The organism is Bizionia hallyeonensis, assembly GCF_042657385.1.
Taxonomy (GTDB): Bacteria; Bacteroidota; Bacteroidia; order Flavobacteriales; family Flavobacteriaceae; genus Algorimicrobium; species Algorimicrobium hallyeonense.
In genome coordinates this window covers 352,649-370,374 of sequence record NZ_JBHSLA010000002.1, presented here as the reverse complement: position 1 = coordinate 370,374, position 17,726 = coordinate 352,649, and the positions used below count along the sequence as shown (strand labels likewise).

15 protein-coding genes are annotated in these 17,726 nt (G+C 36.1%); 10 read left to right on the top strand and 5 right to left on the bottom strand.

The features are described from left to right. Nucleotides 1–37 precede the first annotated feature (37 nt). Together ACFPH8_RS07100 and ACFPH8_RS07095 are read left to right on the top strand one after the other, a co-directional pair. Complete coding sequence (locus ACFPH8_RS07100; RefSeq protein ID WP_376859670.1) at nucleotides 38–1,450, top strand: FAD binding domain-containing protein; 1,413 nt, start codon at nucleotides 38–40, stop codon at nucleotides 1,448–1,450. Continuing rightward, a complete protein-coding gene (locus ACFPH8_RS07095; RefSeq protein WP_376859668.1) occupies nucleotides 1,443–3,767 on the top strand; it encodes a xanthine dehydrogenase molybdopterin binding subunit in 2,325 nt (774 codons plus the stop codon). The genes ACFPH8_RS07100 and ACFPH8_RS07095 overlap by 8 nt, the downstream gene beginning before the upstream one ends. Here ACFPH8_RS07095 and ACFPH8_RS07090 read toward each other — a convergent pair. The 3 genes from ACFPH8_RS07090 to xdhC are packed head-to-tail and all read right to left on the bottom strand — an operon-like array spanning nucleotide 3,758 to nucleotide 6,068. Continuing rightward, nucleotides 3,758–4,252, bottom strand: coding sequence for a nucleoside-triphosphatase (locus ACFPH8_RS07090; RefSeq protein WP_376859666.1), 495 nt, complete (start codon nucleotides 4,250–4,252; stop codon nucleotides 3,758–3,760). The genes ACFPH8_RS07095 and ACFPH8_RS07090 overlap by 10 nt on opposite strands. Continuing rightward, entirely contained in the window at nucleotides 4,249–5,256 is a 1,008-nt protein-coding gene (locus ACFPH8_RS07085; RefSeq protein ID WP_376859664.1) for a hypothetical protein, read from the bottom strand. Before ACFPH8_RS07085 ends, ACFPH8_RS07090 begins: the two co-directional genes overlap by 4 nt. 29 nt (nucleotides 5,257–5,285) lie before the next feature. After that, nucleotides 5,286–6,068, bottom strand: coding sequence for a xanthine dehydrogenase accessory protein XdhC (gene xdhC, locus ACFPH8_RS07080; protein ID WP_376859662.1), 783 nt, complete (start codon nucleotides 6,066–6,068; stop codon nucleotides 5,286–5,288). Nucleotides 6,069–6,340: 272 nt separating this feature from the next. Between xdhC and ACFPH8_RS07075 the strand changes: the two genes are divergently transcribed. The 3 genes from ACFPH8_RS07075 to ACFPH8_RS07065 all read left to right on the top strand — a co-directional run bounded on the left by ACFPH8_RS07075 (nucleotide 6,341) and on the right by ACFPH8_RS07065 (nucleotide 10,117). Then, on the top strand, nucleotides 6,341–7,531 hold the full coding sequence (locus tag ACFPH8_RS07075; RefSeq protein ID WP_376859660.1) for a CynX/NimT family MFS transporter: 1,191 nt from the start codon (nucleotides 6,341–6,343) through the stop codon (nucleotides 7,529–7,531). 177 nt (nucleotides 7,532–7,708) lie between these two features. Then, complete coding sequence (locus ACFPH8_RS07070; RefSeq protein ID WP_376859658.1) at nucleotides 7,709–8,716, top strand: LLM class flavin-dependent oxidoreductase; 1,008 nt, start codon at nucleotides 7,709–7,711, stop codon at nucleotides 8,714–8,716. Nucleotides 8,717–8,776: 60 nt separating this feature from the next. Next, entirely contained in the window at nucleotides 8,777–10,117 is a 1,341-nt protein-coding gene (locus tag ACFPH8_RS07065) for a DEAD/DEAH box helicase (protein ID WP_376859656.1), read from the top strand. Between the two features lie 363 nt (nucleotides 10,118–10,480). Here ACFPH8_RS07065 and ACFPH8_RS07060 read toward each other — a convergent pair whose 3' ends face one another. Further along, nucleotides 10,481–11,227 (bottom strand): arylesterase, encoded by a 747-nt coding sequence (locus ACFPH8_RS07060; RefSeq protein ID WP_376859654.1) that lies wholly within the window; start codon nucleotides 11,225–11,227, stop codon nucleotides 10,481–10,483. A gap of 27 nt (nucleotides 11,228–11,254) precedes the next feature. Between ACFPH8_RS07060 and ACFPH8_RS07055 the strand changes: the two genes are divergently transcribed. The 5 genes from ACFPH8_RS07055 to ACFPH8_RS07035 all read left to right on the top strand — a co-directional run bounded on the left by ACFPH8_RS07055 (nucleotide 11,255) and on the right by ACFPH8_RS07035 (nucleotide 16,690). After that, nucleotides 11,255–11,941 (top strand): ABC transporter ATP-binding protein, encoded by a 687-nt coding sequence (locus tag ACFPH8_RS07055; protein WP_376859652.1) that lies wholly within the window; start codon nucleotides 11,255–11,257, stop codon nucleotides 11,939–11,941. 50 nt (nucleotides 11,942–11,991) lie between these two features. Next, the gene (locus tag ACFPH8_RS07050; RefSeq protein ID WP_376859989.1) at nucleotides 11,992–14,487 is read left to right on the top strand and encodes an ABC transporter permease; all 2,496 of its coding nucleotides are present in this window, start codon (nucleotides 11,992–11,994) and stop codon (nucleotides 14,485–14,487) included. Nucleotides 14,488–14,543: 56 nt separating this feature from the next. Beyond that, nucleotides 14,544–14,726, top strand: coding sequence for an adenylosuccinate synthetase (locus ACFPH8_RS07045; protein WP_248399648.1), 183 nt, complete (start codon nucleotides 14,544–14,546; stop codon nucleotides 14,724–14,726). Nucleotides 14,727–14,875: 149 nt separating this feature from the next. Beyond that, a complete protein-coding gene (locus ACFPH8_RS07040) occupies nucleotides 14,876–15,382 on the top strand; it encodes a redoxin domain-containing protein (RefSeq protein ID WP_376859650.1) in 507 nt (168 codons plus the stop codon). Between the two features lie 378 nt (nucleotides 15,383–15,760). Next, nucleotides 15,761–16,690, top strand: a complete 930-nt coding sequence (locus ACFPH8_RS07035; protein ID WP_376859648.1) for a hypothetical protein — start codon at nucleotides 15,761–15,763, stop codon at nucleotides 16,688–16,690. 4 nt (nucleotides 16,691–16,694) lie between these two features. Here ACFPH8_RS07035 and thiE read toward each other — a convergent pair whose 3' ends face one another. Further along, nucleotides 16,695–17,363, bottom strand: coding sequence for a thiamine phosphate synthase (gene thiE, locus ACFPH8_RS07030; RefSeq protein ID WP_376859646.1), 669 nt, complete (start codon nucleotides 17,361–17,363; stop codon nucleotides 16,695–16,697). Nucleotides 17,364–17,726: the final 363 nt, after the last annotated feature.

Genomic DNA, 17,726 nt, shown 5'->3' with positions numbered 1-17,726 from the left:
ATCGATAGAACTTTCTAAAACAAATTGAAACTAAAACATGATCACCTTCATACTAAATAACAAAACCATTAAAACGCCAGAACATGCGGGAATGACGTTATTGGATTTTGTTCGTTACCAACAACGACTCACTGGCACCAAAATAGGATGTCGTGAAGGCGATTGTGGTGCATGCACCGTTTTAGTCGGCACTCTAAATGAGCGTGGTGTTATGGAATACCAAACTATTACATCCTGTATTTCACCATTAGGAAATGCCCATGGTAAACATATTGTAACGGTTGAAGGTACTAATCTAAAAGACAAATTAACTACGTCTCAAGAAGCCATGAAAGCAAATTACGCCACGCAATGTGGTTTTTGCACACCAGGTTTTGTCGTTTCGCTAACAGGTTTTGCATTATCAAATTCGGAAAAAAACTATAGTAATGCTTTAGATGCTATTAGCGGAAACATCTGTAGGTGTACAGGTTACAAAGCCATAGAGAAAGCAGCACTTCAAGTGGTTGAAAAATTAGAAAATCAAGAAGTTCATTCTTTTGGTTGGTTGATTGATCATGGCTTTATTCCAGAATACTTTAAAAGCATTCCACAACGTTTACTAGATATTGAAGCAAAGGAATTAAATCAGCCCAAAGGAAAATTTGTTTCTGGAGGAACCGATTTATACGTGCAACAAGCCGATGATTTGGCGGATAACGATGTACACTTAATTGCTGAAAAAGGTTATTTAAAAGGAATTTCAATTAATGATGCTATCTGCACAATTGGAACCAATGCAACGGTTACCGATTTATGGAATCATACGGAACTAAACAGCTTGATACCCAACTTACGAAAACACCTGAAGTTGGTGTCTTCAGAACAAATTAGAAATATGGCTTCCTTCGGTGGAAACCTGGTAAACGCGTCGCCAATTGGTGATATGACCATTTTCTTTTTAGCGTTAAATAGTGAGCTTACTATTATTGACGAACATGAAAATGAACGAATCCTTGCACTTAAAAATTTCTACCAAGATTATAAAAAATTTGACTTAAACGATGGCGAATTACTAAAGGAAATCCGTTTCAATATACCGTCAAATCAGTCCTATTTTAATTTTGAAAAAGTTTGTAAACGTACACATTTAGATATTGCAAGCGTTAATTCGGCTATTCATATTGCAGTAAATGACGATCATATTTCAGAAGTTCATGTATCCATTGGTGGCGTTGCCGCTATCCCAAAATATTTGCACGAGACCTCTAAATTTTTAAGGAGAAAAGATTTGACTGTTGAAATCATAATGCAGGCTAACGAAATTCTACAATCTGAAATCTCACCAATTAGTGATGTTCGTGGCACTAGTGATTATAAGCGACTATTGGCAAGACAATTATTTTTCGCACATTTTACCACGTTATTTCCAAAACAATTCACTTTAAACGATTTTGTTCAACATGCATAAAAACAAATCACATACCAATTTAGATTCTAAACTTGATGCTGTAACCAAATCATTAAAAAACAGCGTTAAAAATAGGGATTCGTACACGCATGTTCGCGGCGAATCACTCTATGTAGATGATGTCAATATCAGACAAGGGACTTTTCATGCTGTTGTTTTTGATTCACCAAAAGCCCATGGAAAAATTATAAGTATTGATTATTCTAAAGCTGAAGCCTTGGAAGGTGTCGAACGTATTTTTACATATAAAGATATTCCTGGTATCAATGAAATTGGAGGTATCATTGCAGATGAACCACTTTTTGCTGAAAACGAAGTCCATTTTTGGGGCATGCCAATTGCTTTAATTGTTGCAGAAACTGAATTTATAGCCAGACAAGCCAGACAATTAATTGCTATTGAAATTGAAGAATTACCAGTTATTACAACGGCTAAAGAAGCCAAAGAAAAGGGCAGTTTTATAAATGCCCCACGATCATTCAGTTTAGGTGATACCGAAAATGCATTTGCCAATTGTGAGTATGTGTTTGAAGGCGAAACTTTTTCAAACGGACAAGAGCATTTATATATTGAAACACAAGGTGCGTACGCCGAACCTTTGGAAAATGGGAATATAAAAATAACATCCTCTACTCAAGGCCCAACGGCTGTACAAGCCACAACAGCTCGCGTATTAGGTCTTGCCATGCATAAAATTGAAATTGATGTTACCAGACTTGGTGGTGGTTTTGGTGGTAAAGAAGACCAAGCAACACCTTGGGCTGTTATGGCAGCCTTGGCAACCTATTATTTAAATCAATCGGTTAAATTGGTTTTGAATCGTCATGATGATTTACGCATGACAGGTAAACGCCATCCGTATGAAAGTACTTATAAAATAGGTTTATCTAAAGACTTGAAAATTTTAGCTTACCAAGCGGAGTTTCTTCAAAATTCTGGTGCTGCAGCCGATTTGTCGCCAGCCATAGCAGAACGAACTTTATTTCACGCCACAAATAGTTATTATGTACCTAATGTAAGTACAACCGTTTTAAGTTGCAAAACCAATTTGCCACCAAACACCGCGTTTCGAGGTTTTGGTGGACCACAGGGTATGTTCGTCATTGAATCTGCTATTGCAAAAGCGGCTCATGAAATTGGCGTGAGTTCAAGACAAATTCAAGAAGCGAATTTATTGGATGAAAATGATACGTTTTCTTATGGACAAATTGCCAAACAAGTAGAAGCGAAAAATTCATGGAATTCGGCAAAATTAGTATTTAATAGTGACGCATTGGAGCAGGAGGTGGCTGATTTTAATAAATTGAATTCTGACTTTAAAAAAGGCATCGCTTTTATGCCAATAACTTTTGGTATTTCCTTTACAAATACTCCAATGAATCATGCGCGTGCTTTGGTTCATATTTATTTGGATGGAAGTGTTGGTATCAGCACGGCCGCTGTAGAAATGGGACAAGGTGTTAATACGAAGATGATGCAAATTGCCGCTGATATATTTTCCATTCCTATTGAAAAAATCAAGATAGAAACGACCAATACAACCCGAGTTGCCAATACCTCGCCATCAGCTGCTAGCTCTACTGCAGATTTAAATGGAAAAGCTTTACAAATGGCATGTCATGCTCTTTTGGAGCGTTTAAGGTTAGTAGCGTCAGAAGAATTGAATAGTAAAGTTGATGATATATCTTTGCGATACGAATTTATTCATATAAATGACAAAAAATCCGAACTATCTTGGACAGAACTCATTAGTAAAGCCATGTTAAAACGTGTAGCTTTAACGGAAAATGCCCATTATGCCACACCAGAAATTCACTTTGATAAAACCAAGGAAAAAGGCCATCCGTTTGCCTACCATGTATATGGAACAGCTATTATTACCACTACAGTAGATTGCACACGTGGAACTTATGAATTTGATAGCGTGAAAATGGTTCACGATTACGGAAAAAGTATGAGTGAAGGGATTGATTTAGGTCAAGTTGAAGGTGCTTTAATTCAAGGTATTGGTTGGATGACGATGGAAGAAATTGCGTATAATGAAAATGGAAAATTACTTTCTAATGCCTTATCAACTTATAAAATTCCAGATTTATTTTCGGTGCCTAAAATTGTTGAAACCATTCCTTTGGAAACTGAAGGTCATGAGCACGCTATTTTAAAATCGAAAGCCGTTGGTGAACCCCCTTTAATGTATGGTATTGGTGCTTATTTTGCACTTCAAAATGCAATTAAAGCCTTTAATCCGAATTATAATTTAAAGTTTCATGCACCAATGACACCAGAAAAAGTTTTGATGAGTCTTTATCAAAAATAATCTCTTTTCAAATCTTCAGTTTTGATAACCGAATATTCAGAAATAGCATAATGTTCCAAAACAGCATCTAATAAATAATCGCGAACCACTAGAATTACATGGTGTTTCTCATCCAATTGAAATTTTGAAATCAATTGTTCAGCCGATTCATGCAACCCATCATTTTTCAATTCTAATTTTCCAATTTCATCAATAATGATGTAGGTATTAGGGTTATTAGAAGCTATTGACAATAAATAATTATTAGCTTTATCAAAGGCAGATTTTAAAAACCGAAAGCTTCCAATTTGAATAATTTTCTCACTTTCAACATCAGTTCCAGCTTCAAGTGCAACTTCTTCTTCAGATGGTATCTTTAAAAAATACCGTTTGCCAACCGAATTATCGGGACATAGTAAACCATCTACATCTTGTCGGTTTTTACACCAATTGAAAAGCGTGGTTGTTTTACCTGATCTAATGGCTCCTGTTAAGATGTAAATCATTCGGTAGGAATTTTAAAATGGATGCAATTAGAAATACTATTCGCCATAAAATACTCAAATCGCGCATAACCTTTTAAATGCTTGGTTTCTTTCCATGTATAGGCCATAATTTGTCGGAAATATGGAAACAAATCCATTGCATTGCTGATATCTTCTTGATACTTGGACTCCTTATGTTTAAGGTACTTTCGAATGAACTTCAAAAGAAAAGGCCCTAAAACTAGATACCAAATCATTAAAATAAAGAAACTACGTAGGATAATATAAATCGCTTTTTGCCAGCCAAATAAAGTACCGCCAAAAAAGGTTAAAGCTAAAACAATAATAGCAATGGTTATGAGCCAAACCCAAATGATTTTTGATGAATAATTGCGTTTTGGGGTGTTAGTATTTGCAGTTAGAATTACTGGTTCTAAATAAAAATCTGTGTTCGCTTTGGTTGCAATAATTCCAATCATACGATTGATAAAAAGTCCAGCCAGTAAGCCACAAACACCATAAATAAACAAATATAATCCAATCAAAACCGATGTCGTAGATGTTTCGGTAAGAAGATTTATTTTGTTCTGAATCCATGATCCATAGATGTTTATGGCTTCCCAAAATTCGGTACCATAAATTATAGTCAAGGTTAATAGTTTTTGCAGTGCCGATTGTAAGAAGGTAACCACGCCTAAAACAATTAAGGTAAAACCACGCCATGAGAAATTGGAAAATAAAAATGCTGCTAGAACCGCTTGAAAACTTACGGATATATAGGCTGTAAAAGGGGAGTAGGGACTAACCGCCATTTTTATAATTAATACAATAATTAAAGCTTTTAAAATGGATTGCCATTTATTTTCGGCATAGAAGGCAATCAAACTAATTAATAAAATAGCGATTCCACCAACAATCAATCCTGTAAATGGCGAATTGAATACATGTAAAAAACCACCTAAACCAGATTCGTTTAAAGCCCAAAGTGCAGTTAGTCTGTCTATAATGAGTTTGCTGTTTTTCATGTGTACCTCCTGCGAAAGCAGGAATCTCTTTAAGATTTTTGCTTTAACTTATAGTGCACTTGAAGCAGTTGAGCAACCACACTTATAGCAATTTCTTTTGGTGTATCGCCTCCAATATCTAATCCAATAGGACACACGACATGGGTCATACCATCCGGAATATTCATGTCTTTAATAAGCATGTTGTTAAAGCGGACCTTTTTGGTTTTACTGCCAATCAATCCCAAAAACTTGGTGTCTTTTAATAAAGCCATACTTATAATGTCAAAATCAATGGCGTGATTATGAGTGAGCACTAAAACATAACAATTTTCTCCCCACATTACCGCATCAGCAAACGTTTTGAAATCCGTTTCAGATACCTGGCATGTTGAAATGCGTGAATCTAATTCCAAATTAGAAAACCAATCGGTTCGTGAATCGATTAGCGTAACGTTAAACGGTGTGCCAATTAGTAATTTGGCAATCTCAACACCAATATGGCCTGCGCCAAACAAAAATAAGTTGGGTGATTGGTTCATAGGTTCTATCATAAATTCAACTTTTCCGCCACAGCATTGTTCAAACTCGGGTCCTAAAGTATAGTTGGATTCTATAATTCTATTTTCATTGAGTGCGGTCATGGCTTCTTTGGTAGCCAAAAACTCCAATTTGCCACCACCAATTGTTCCATACAGTTCTTGGTTGTTAGTTATAATCATTCTGGAACCTACCACACAAGGTGTTGACCCGTAACACTTGGTTACAGTAACAAAAGCAACAGGTTGTTGCCTTTTTTTAAATTCTGATAATAGTTCAATCCAATTAGTCATAGCTCATTAAATGAGACTTTAAAAGTAAGACTTTTTTAGTGTAAATTCTACAGTAGCAAGATCGGCTTGTTGTAAACCTGTTTTTTTTATGATTACTATTCAAGATTATGATGTTTTTTATAAGCAACCTTTCACAAAACATTAAGCTAACTAATTTGCCACGTTTCAGAACAAAGGACTACTTTTGCCCTTTGTTATCAGTAGGTCATTTCATGGCGACTGATAACAATATTTTCTAGATTTCGAAAGCAAGTGACTGCATTTTAAAAACTATGGGAAAACTAGACGAAAACGGATTGAATAAAGCCTCACGAATATGGTTACTCGTGGGAATTTTATTCATTGCCGTAAATTTAAGGCCTGCACTTTCAAGCATTGGACCATTAATCGATATGATTAGACAAGATGTTGGACTTTCTGAAACCTTACTAGGCTTACTCACTACGTTACCATTAATTGCTTTTGGTGTTGTTTCTACTATTACGCCCTTATTTACAAAGCGTTATGGAATTGGTAATACACTACTCGGCTCATTAATTTTATTGGCTGTTGGAATTATAATTCGCTCCATTGGCGGTGTTTTCGAACTGTATTTGGGAACTGTTTTTTTAGGAATTGCCATTGCTTTTGGAAATGTGTTAATTCCTGCCATGATAAAAAGAAATTTCCCCCATAAAGCCGGATTAGTTACCAGCTTATACTCTGGAATCATGTCACTAGGTGCTGCTTTTGCAGCCGGTTTAAGTGTGCCATTAGCTATGGAAATGAATTTAGGCTGGCGAGGCTCCTTGGGCGTTTGGGCCGGTTTAGCAATTATAGCAGTAATCATTTGGGTGCCTAACTTGAAACGGATTAATCGAACAGTTCCCAACCGAAGTTTTAAAGAGGCCATGAAGAAATTAAGTGGTTCCAAGTTGGTTTGGAAATTGGCTTTGTATATGGGGCTGCAGTCCTTTGCCTTTTATGTTATTTTAGCCTGGTTACCCGCCATACTTATGGATCGTGGTTATGATGCTTCTTATGCCGGTTGGATGCTTTCTTTATCTCAAGCTACAGGAATTATTGGTGCTATTTTTATTCCTATTTGGGCTGGTTCACGAAAAGATCAACGTTTGGTTATTGTATCATTAATTATCCTTGAAGTCATTGCTTTATTAGGACTCCTATTTCCTGAAATCGGTTTTACAGAAGTATGGGTTGGACTTATAGGGATGGTTTTAGGGGGTACATTTGGATTAGCACTGTTGCTAATTGTTTTGCGCTCTGATGATGCCGAAACAGCTGCCGAATTGTCTGGAATTGTTCAGTCTATTGGCTATTTTATAGCTGCAACAGGTCCGTTTATTGTGGGTGTTATTTATGATATAACAGATATGTGGAGTTATGCGTTACTATTACTGGTGTTAATTTCAATCATTAAATTGGTAATGGGTATTGACGTTGGAAAGGACAGAAAGGTGTAACTGGAACTAACAGATTAGATTTTTTAGAGATAAAATTTGCCTTTACGTCATAAATAGTTCGTAAATCAGTCAAAAGCAATAAATAATATCATAAAAACGTGCCATAAAGGCGTTAATTATTGGTGGTATGTTATTTGATGTTTTCTAGTTGAAATCCGCATAACGAATTTATTTCCTATGAAAACAAAACAAACAGCATATTCAATTTTAGACCTCGCTTTAGTATCTAAAAATCATACACTCAAACAAACCTATAATAACGCCTTAGAACTAGCTCAAAACGCAGAAATCTTTGGCTATACACGCTATTGGTTAGCAGAACACCACAATGCGCCTAATATTGGAAGTAGTGCAACAGCTGTATTAATTGGTTACGTGGCTCAAGGAACCAAAACCCTTCGTATAGGTTCTGGAGGCATTATGCTACCCAATCATTCCCCATTAATTATCGCCGAACAATTTGGAACTTTAGGGTCTCTGTACCCAAACCGTATTGATTTAGGTTTAGGAAGAGCGCCAGGAACCGATAGGGAAACAGCACAAGCCATCCGTTCCGATTTTATGCAAGCAGCGCATGCATTTCCAGTTGAATTAGAGAAATTAGAACAATACTTTTCTTCTGAAAATTCTAAATCTAAAGTTCGCGCTACAGTCGCCGAAGGTGTTGATGTACCACTTTATATTTTAGGTTCTAGTACAGATAGCGCTCATTTAGCAGCCAAAAAAGGATTGCCTTATGCGTTTGCTAGTCATTTTGCAACAACCCATTTGTGGGATGCCATTGAAATTTACAGAAAGGAGTTTCAACCATCCAAAACATTACAAAAACCATATGTTATGGCAGGTGTTAATATTATTGTAGCCGATACAGATGAAGAAGCACAGCGCCTTTCAACTTCATTAATCCGTATGATTTTGGGTATATTTACAGGGAAACGCGATTTTGTGCCGCCACCAACAGACATGACTGCTGAATATGAAGAGATATTACAGCATCCGCAAATCCATCAAATGTTGAAATATTCTTTTATTGGAAGTAAAGCGACTGTAAAAGCGGAAGTGAAAGAATTTATGGAAAAAACCCAAGCAGACGAATTGATTGCTGTGACCAATATTTATGATGGGAAAGACAGAATCCGATCTTATGAGTTGTTTGCGGAAATTATGAAGGAATTAAACGAATAAGAATGTCAATAGAAGCTAATCCTTATAAAAGTGTGATTATCTTTGCCCAAAAATAGAGTCATGTTAAAACAGTTTTCAGATTTAGGATTAAATACTCAATTGCAAAAGAGTTTACTTGCTTTAAAAATTTCCGAACCTACGGATATACAAAAAAAGGCGATTCCTATAATTCTCAATCAGAAAGATGATGTGGTTGTTTTGGCAAAAACTGGAACTGGTAAAACAGCGGCTTTTGGCTTGCCATTACTACAGTTAATAGATACTGAAAACGACACGGTTCAAGCATTAATATTAGCACCAACACGCGAATTAGGGCAACAAATTTTTGCGAATTTAGAATCCTTTGCGGCAAACAGTCCAAAAATTTCTTTGGCTTCCGTTTGTGGTGGTATTCCTATAAAACCGCAAATAGAACGTTTACAAACACCAACGCATATTGTGGTGGCAACACCCGGTCGTTTGGTTGATTTAATCAAACGTGGTGCTATTTCCATTAAAAACGTTTCCTATTTGGTGTTAGACGAAGCGGATGAAATGGTGAGTGCATTAAAAGACGAAGTAGACACTATTATAAAAGACATTCCAAAAACAAGAAGAACCTTATTGTTTACAGCAACCATGCCAGGAACCATCAAGCAATTGGTTCAAAATTATATGTCCAAAAAAGTGGTGCATATAGAAGCTGATATGGCAACGGTTGGTCATCAAGGAATCGATCATCAATATGTGGTGGTGGAACCCATTGAAAAACTGGAAGTTTTACTACATTTTTTGAATTCAAAAGAAGGTGAGCGTGGAATTATATTTTGCAAAACCAAAGCTGCTGTAAACAAATTAGCTAAAAAATTAGCCATTAATAAATTCTCATCTGGGGCTATTCATGGGAGTTTAACCCAGGGAATTCGCGACCGGATTATGGGTCAATTTAGAGAAGGCCATATTGATATTTTAGTGGCAACCGATTTGGCTGCTCGTGGTATTGACGTGAAAGAAGTAGCCTATGTGGTAAATTATCATTTACCAGACACCTATGATGCTTATGTGCATAGAAGTGGACGAACGGCTAGGGCAGGAGCCACAGGACTTTCATTAAGTGTGATACAAAAAGATGAAATAGAAGACATTCCGGAGTTCGAAAATGAATTAGGGATTACTTTTCATGAATTTAAAAAAGCAGACGCCCAAAGTATTGAAGAAAATAACGGATTAATTTGGGCAAAGAAAATTTTTAAAACCAAACCGAATCGGGAGGTATCTGAAGATTTTAAAGCCAAGATCAAAACCATCTTTCATCATCTAACCAAAGAGGAATTGGTCGATAAAATATTGGCAAATTATTTATCGGAATCGGGTGCAGAAAATATGAAAGTAGAAACACCAAAAAAGTCGAAAAACAAATAGTTATTTGCTTGTATAGCTATGTCAAAATATAATTTACAATACACTATTTAACTTATTTTTTCAACTCAAATATTCCATTTTTTGATATTTTAAAACATAGATAATATAACAATGTTTATATAAATGCAAAATCGGCCTACCGAAAATTTATCGTAAAATCTGAAATATAAACACCGTGAAATTTTAGGCTGTTTGAGCAAGAAAAATTTTTGAACCGAGGAATGTTTTTAATGCGAGTTCCTAAAATTTAGGTGTCGAATGATAAATTTAGATATAGATTCGTAAGCCTAGACTTTTTTGTTTCTTTTTTTCTCAATGAAAAAAAGAATAAAAGATTAGGGAAGCTTAATGATAAGTATTTATCTAATTGACAATTAGGGGCTCCAACGTTTCCCAAACGGTATTGGCAACAATCTTATGACCCTCCACATTTGGGTGAATCCCATCATTCTGATTGAGAGAAGCAATACCACCAACATCTTTCAAAATAAAAGGAATAAAGGCAATGTTATTTTGTTCAGCAACATCAATAAAAAGCTTTTTAAATTCCGTGGTATAGTCTTGTCCCATATTGGGCGGTAACTGCATGCCAGCCAAAATAATAGTGGTTTCTGGACTTTGTGCTTTAACCACATCTATAATGGCTTGTAAATTAGATTTCGTTTCGGTCAGAGCCACCCCTCGTAACCCATCATTTGCACCTAATTCTAATAGAAAAATAGAGGGCTTTTGTTTAATTACCCAATCAATTCGGCCTCTTCCACCTGCGGTGGTTTCACCACTTACACCAGAATTAATGACGGTATAATCTAAATTTAAAGAGTCAATACGTTGTTGTAAAACAGCTGTGTATCCATCATTTACATCATCTAAACCGTAACCTGCCGTAATACTATCACCAAAACACAAAATGGTTTTAGTGGTACTTTTAGGTTCTGGTGTGGTTTCGGATTGTTCAACCGTTTGTTGCATTTTAGGCGTGTTTCCAGTTTTAGCGTCACCACAGGAAACCACCAAAAGCGCCAAAATAAAATAACAAAACTTTATGAGTTTATAAGGGCTTGAGGTTGGCAGAACTGAATTCAATTGAGTATTTTGGGCATTGGACATGAGTCGCTATTTTAATTAAAAATTTATATGTCAAAGATATTAAAGATTACTGGTTTAGAAAAGACATATACCAGTGGTAACAAACAATTAACGGTCTTACATGATATCTCTTTTGAAGTTGAAAAAGGACAAACCTTTTCAATCGTTGGACCTTCAGGAAGTGGAAAAACCACTTTGCTTGGCATTTGTGCTGGTTTAGACCAACCAAATGCTGGAACTGTGGAATTATGTGGGCAGGATTTAAGTAGCCTAAATGAAGATGAACGCGCCCAATTACGAAATAAGGAGGTTGGATTTATTTTTCAGAATTTCCAATTACTACCAACACTTACAGCTCTTGAAAACATGAGCGTACCTTTGGAGTTGCAAGGATCAAAAGAAGCAACTACAAAAAGTATGACTTTATTGGAAAAAGTAGGTTTAGGAGATCGTGTTCATCATTACCCGTCACAATTGTCTGGAGGCGAACAGCAACGTGTCGCTTTGGCGCGCGCTTTTGCAAATTCACCTTCTATTTTGTTTGCTGATGAACCTACGGGGAATTTAGATGACGAAACGGGAGAAAAAGTCATTCAGTTGTTACTCGATTTAAACAAAGAAAACGGAACGACTTTGGTCATAATTTCGCATGACTTGGAATTAGCCAATCGAACCCAACAAATACTACGCCTTAAAGGTGGAAAAATAGTAACCAATCAATTGACTACGGCATAGTGAATAACTCCAAATTAAACTCAAAATTACAAGTAGCATGGCTTTTTAAAATGGCTTGGCGCGACGCTAAAGCTAGCAAAGTACGTTTGCTATTATTTATGGCGTCTATTATTTTAGGCATTGCTGCCGTTGTGTCCATTCAACTATTTAGCACCAACTTAAAAGATAATATCCAAAGCCAGTCTAAAACCTTAATGGGAGCCGATTTTATTATCGATTCCAGACAAGTGCCTACAGAGCGTGCAAAAACCATTATCGATTCCTTAAAACCAGATGCATCAGAGGTTAATTTTGTCTCTATGATTGCTTTTCCCAAAAATGGCGGTTCCAAATTAGTAAAGGTTCGGGGCATGCAAGGCGATTTCCCTTTTTATGGTAAAATAAAATCAGAACCAGCTACGGCTGCCAGGGTGTATCAAGAATCAGGTGGTGCTTTGGTAGATGCCACCCTGTTATTACAATTCAATATAAAGCCAGGTGATTCTATTAAGATTGGTGAGTTAACACTGCCCATTGCTGGCGCATTAAAATCCATTCCAGGAGGTTCAGCTATTGCCAGTTCGGTTGCACCACCAGTGGTGATTCCGTATCGTTTTGTTGAAGCTACGCAATTACTACAGTTTGGAAGTCGGAAGGAATATCAATATTATTATAAAGCATCAGATACGCTCAATTTAAAACGACTTGAAAATAAATTAGAACCTATTTTAGATTTAGAATATGCGGACATCAAATCGCATACAAGTAGCACAGAGCGTTTGGGTAGGCGCTATGATAATGTAGGGAAATTTTTGAATTTGGCCGCTTTTATTGCTTTGCTTTTAGGTTGTATAGGAATTGCCAGTTCGGTCCATATTTATATCAAAGAGAAATTAAAAGCCATAGCCATTTTAAAATGTATGGGGGCTTCTAGGCTTCAAAGTTTTCTTATTTTCCTTATTCAAATTGCTGGCATTGGAATTATCGGTGGATTAATTGGCTCCATAATTGGTGCGGCGTTGCAAACCGTTTTCCCCTATCTTTTAAAAGACTTTTTACCCTTCACCTTGGAAATATCCATTTCGGTACAGCCTATTTTAATTGGTGTGTTTTTGGGTTTATTTATGTCGGTATTATTTGCATTATTACCATTATTGCGTACGTGGTATGTGTCGCCTTTGGATGTACTGCGTGTGGATGAAAATGCATCACAAGAACCACGAAAAATTCGATTTTTAGTATTTGGAGCTATTCTAGTGTTCCTGTTTTTATTTTCACTTTGGTTGATTAAAGATGCACTTTATGCAGCCGGTTTTGTGGTTGCAACCGTTTTTACTTTTACCATGTTAGCCTTGGTAGCATTAGGTTTTATTAAAACCATAAAACAGTTTTTTCCAAAACACTGGAGTTTTACAGCACGCCAAAGCTTACTTAATTTATTCAGACCCAATAATCAAACCGTGGTATTGGTGGTGGCCATTGGTTTGGGTACGTTTTTAATTAGCACCTTATATTTCACGAAGGATATTCTGTTGGCAAAAACAGAAGTCGGACAAGCTTCTGAAAATGCCAATATCATCATTTTAGATGTGCAGCGTGATCAGCGAGACGCGGTTTCAAAAAACATTACGGACAAAAATTTGCCAATACTAAATAGTTTAGCCTTGGTAACTATGCGTATGCATAGTATAAAAGGCCGATTGGTAAATGACATTCGTCAAGACAGTACGCGGCAAATGCGAGGTTGGATTTTAAACCATGAATTTAGAACCACCTATCGGGATTCCCTAATAGCATCAGAAGAATTGTTGGAAGGCGAGTGGACACCACAATTAAAACCGGGTGACCCTATAGTCATGTCCATTTCTGATAATCTGGCTTCCGATGCCAAACTGTCCGTTGGTGATGCCGTTGTATTCAACGTTCAAGGTGTTTTAATGGAAACAACCGTAGGCAGTATCCGAAAAGTCGATTGGTCTCAAATGCAACTCAATTTTTCCATCGTATTTCCGGCAGGTGTTTTAGAACAAGCGCCACAATTTAATGTATTCACAACCAATGTTTCAGACGAAACGAGTTCCGCAGCATTACAACAGGATTTAGTGGCTAAATTCCCGAATGTATCCATAATTGATTTACGCCAGATTTATACCGTTATAGAAGATATTTTAGATAAAGTTTCATGGATTATTAACTTCATGGCATTTTTCAGCATTCTTACGGGAATCATTGTATTGATTGGCTCCGTTAGAACCAGTAAATACCAACGTATTAAGGAAAGTGTCTTACTCCGAACCTTGGGTGCTAAAAATAAACAGATTCTGCAAATCACGGCTTTCGAATATGTCTTTTTAGGACTTTTAGGAAGTTTGGTAGGAATTATTTTGGCACTAGTCAGCAGTTTGTGTTTAGCCGTTTTTGTTTTTAAAGAACCTTTTGTTCCATCACTAATTCCGTTTTTGGTGTTTCTGCCAGGAATAACACTATTGGTTTTAGCCATTGGCTTAAGCAATATTCAAACGGTTTTACGAAGTTCGCCTTTAGAAGTCTTACGACGGGAAGGGTAGACTTCATAATTTGCTATTAATTTTGTAACTTATCATTATAATTCAATTTAAAAAACATGCTAAATATATTGTCATTACGTTTTCAAATTCCCACACAATCTCAAAACCCAGGAGACAGTGGTACTATTGATTTATCACAACCTTTTGATTTAATTGTGTATATCATCTTACCTATCTTTTTCATAATCATTTACTTTTTATGGAAACGGATGAAAAAACAGGATAAGAATAAACAATAAAGAATAGCATATTAGGCCATCTCAATCAAGGGTATTCTCAACTTTAGCAATAATCTTTGACACCAATCCCGGTAAAGATTTATGTAATTCAGTTAAAACAAATCAACAGCAATCCATATATTATTGTGAATAATTAAAAAGATAAAACAATGATAAAACCAAGAGAAAAAACACCGGATTTGCATATTAGTTTAGTCAACAATACCACATGGAAATTAAGCGAGCAAGCGCCAGAAAATTTCACCATGATACTATTTTATAGAGGGAAACACTGCCCAGTGTGCAAATCCCAATTGGAAGAACTTCAAAAAAAAGGAAGTAAATTTACCAATCGAGGTGTAAACTTCATAGCCATTAGTTCAGACACACAAGAAGTTGCCAAAGAAACCTATAACGATTGGGATATAGCCGACATACCATTGGGTTACGGACTTCCTATAGAGGAAGCAAGAAAATGGGGGTTATTTATATCAAAAGGTATAAAAAAAGAACCTGAACACTTTACAGAGCCGGGTATTTTTATAATAACACCAGATCAAACTTTATATTGGGTGTCCATCCAATCCATGCCGTTTGGCAGACCAAGTTTTAACGACATATTAGGCGGAATAGACTATATTTTAAAAGAAGGCTACCCAGCCAGAGGAGAAGCCTAAAACACAGTTTATGGTTGTCCCATAAATAGAAGACAAAACGAATACTAAATGTAAAACCCATAAAAGCAGCATAACTGTTTTTATGGGTTTAAAAATAAGAAAGGTTTGGTTTATAGTAATAGGTGTATCCTTACAACCCGTTTTATGATCTATTGGATAATCGGTCAAATAGAGAGGCAGAACGGAATTCCAAAGTTCAGCGCAGATTATATCAAGAAAACACTAACCACATCTGGTTAATTAACCAGCACATCAGGAGTCCCCATTTAAATATTCGGAAAAATGAAATATTGATATACCACCAAAACAAATAGCAAAAAGTCACTAAAATTCCATTATCTTTAGCATAAACTAAACAAGCCCAAAACCCATTAAAACATGAAGTATCTCCAATTCCTATCTTGCTTATTTATCTTATTTGCATGCAGTTGCAATGAGGTTAACCCAAAAGGAGAAAAAGAGATCCGTGCCTTTGTTAAGCAGTGGAACGAAGCCCATACACAATTAAAGTCGCCTTATCTTGATAAGTATTATATGGCAATCGTAACCTATTACGGCAAGGAGCGCACCCGAACCCAAGTACAAGAAAGTAAAAACAGCTTATTTCAACAATTTCCAGATTATACACAACGAGCTTTAAATGACGAAATGGTCATTACAAAAGAGGCGGCCAACTATTTAGTAACCTTTACCAAACAAGTTTCCTACAGCGGGATTGAAGCCCAGTACACCTCATTTTTGTCAGTGATGTATAAAAATGGTGAGTTCAAAATATTACGCGAAAATGTTGCTGAAAATACCCAGGATTTAGATACGCGTATTTTCCCAAGTTCCTTTGATAATAAAGTAATCCAATCTAAAACAAGAAAGCTGTATGGCGATTTTAACGGCGATGGACTTTCAGATTATGCAACGGTTATTTCGCCGGAAATAATTACCTCAAGTAATCCAGTAGAATGCGAAGGCGGTTGTAATAGTGTCATTATGTTTAGCCATAAGGATTTAAACCCTATTACCATCCAAGGTGCTTACAAATCGCAATTAGAAAACTTAAAGGATTTGAATAATGATGAAGCAGACGAAATTGGTTTCTGGGATATTAAACCAACCTCCAAAACCCTATATGTTTATGATGCTACCAATAGCAGGTTACTTACCGAACCAGTTGTAATTAATACTACCGTACACAAAAACCTGAAATTGATTGATGTTTTTAAGAAAACGGGACCCAATAAAATTACGGTAACGCATAGTGCACAGGATCACGGAAAATGGATTTTAAAAACGGAAGTTATTATATTGGATTAAGTAATTAAGTTGGTTTTGAATCTGTGTTGGAGCCAAACGTATGGCGTTGTTCTGCTGTTGATGATGCCACAAGTAACTCATGAAACAGTTTGATACGATTAAAATCAGCGGTAATAGCACCAGAAACGGCAATTCCAGAAATTCCGGTTTCTAATATATCCACAACATCGTTTGTTGTTATACCACCAACGCCAATAATAGGCGTTTCGGTGGTCAAGCTTTTTAGTATTTCGGCGTAACCAGCCAATCCTAAAACAGACGGTAAATCTGTTTTGGTGTTTGTGAATCTAAAAGGCCCCAAACTAATATAATCCACGTCTTTGTTAATCAACGTTTCACAATCTTCCAAGGTATGTGCCGTTCCGCCAATCAGTTGCCAAGTATATAATTGTTTTCTAACAACAGTGGGGCAGTGGTCGGTTTTTCCTAAATGCACACCATCGGCTTTAACAGCTTTGGCAATCTTGTAATAATCGTTGATGATTAATCTAGTTTGAAAACGAGTCGTGATCTCGCGCGCTTCCTGTGCTATTTCTAAAACCTGCTTTTCGCTAAGATTCTTTAAACGTAGTTGCACCAATTCAGCACCAGATGTGCAGGCTTTTTGGATATTTTCTAAATGTTCAGCTGGTGAATTCCCTTGAGATATATAATGGAGTTTAGGTATAATCATGAAAGTTAATTTTGTTTTTGGAATATGTTTGCAAGTTAAATGGTTTGTGTGGGAAATGGGAATAAATTATTCATAACATATTAAGTTCTTACTTATTGATGTATTTGACTTTAATAATTTCCGATATAAATCTGAAGACGTTATATTTATGATTAACCCAAATACCGCGAAAAGCGTTATTGATTCACAAAACCACAATTATCTTGTACATAATCATCATCGATATAAGTCAGAAGACATTATATCTATGATTATGTCAAATACCGCGAAAAGCGCTATTTCGTTAATTGTTATAATTTGTTCTATAATTTATATTATGTAAAATAGAAATTTACAAGAATAAGGGATACCCATCAGAACACC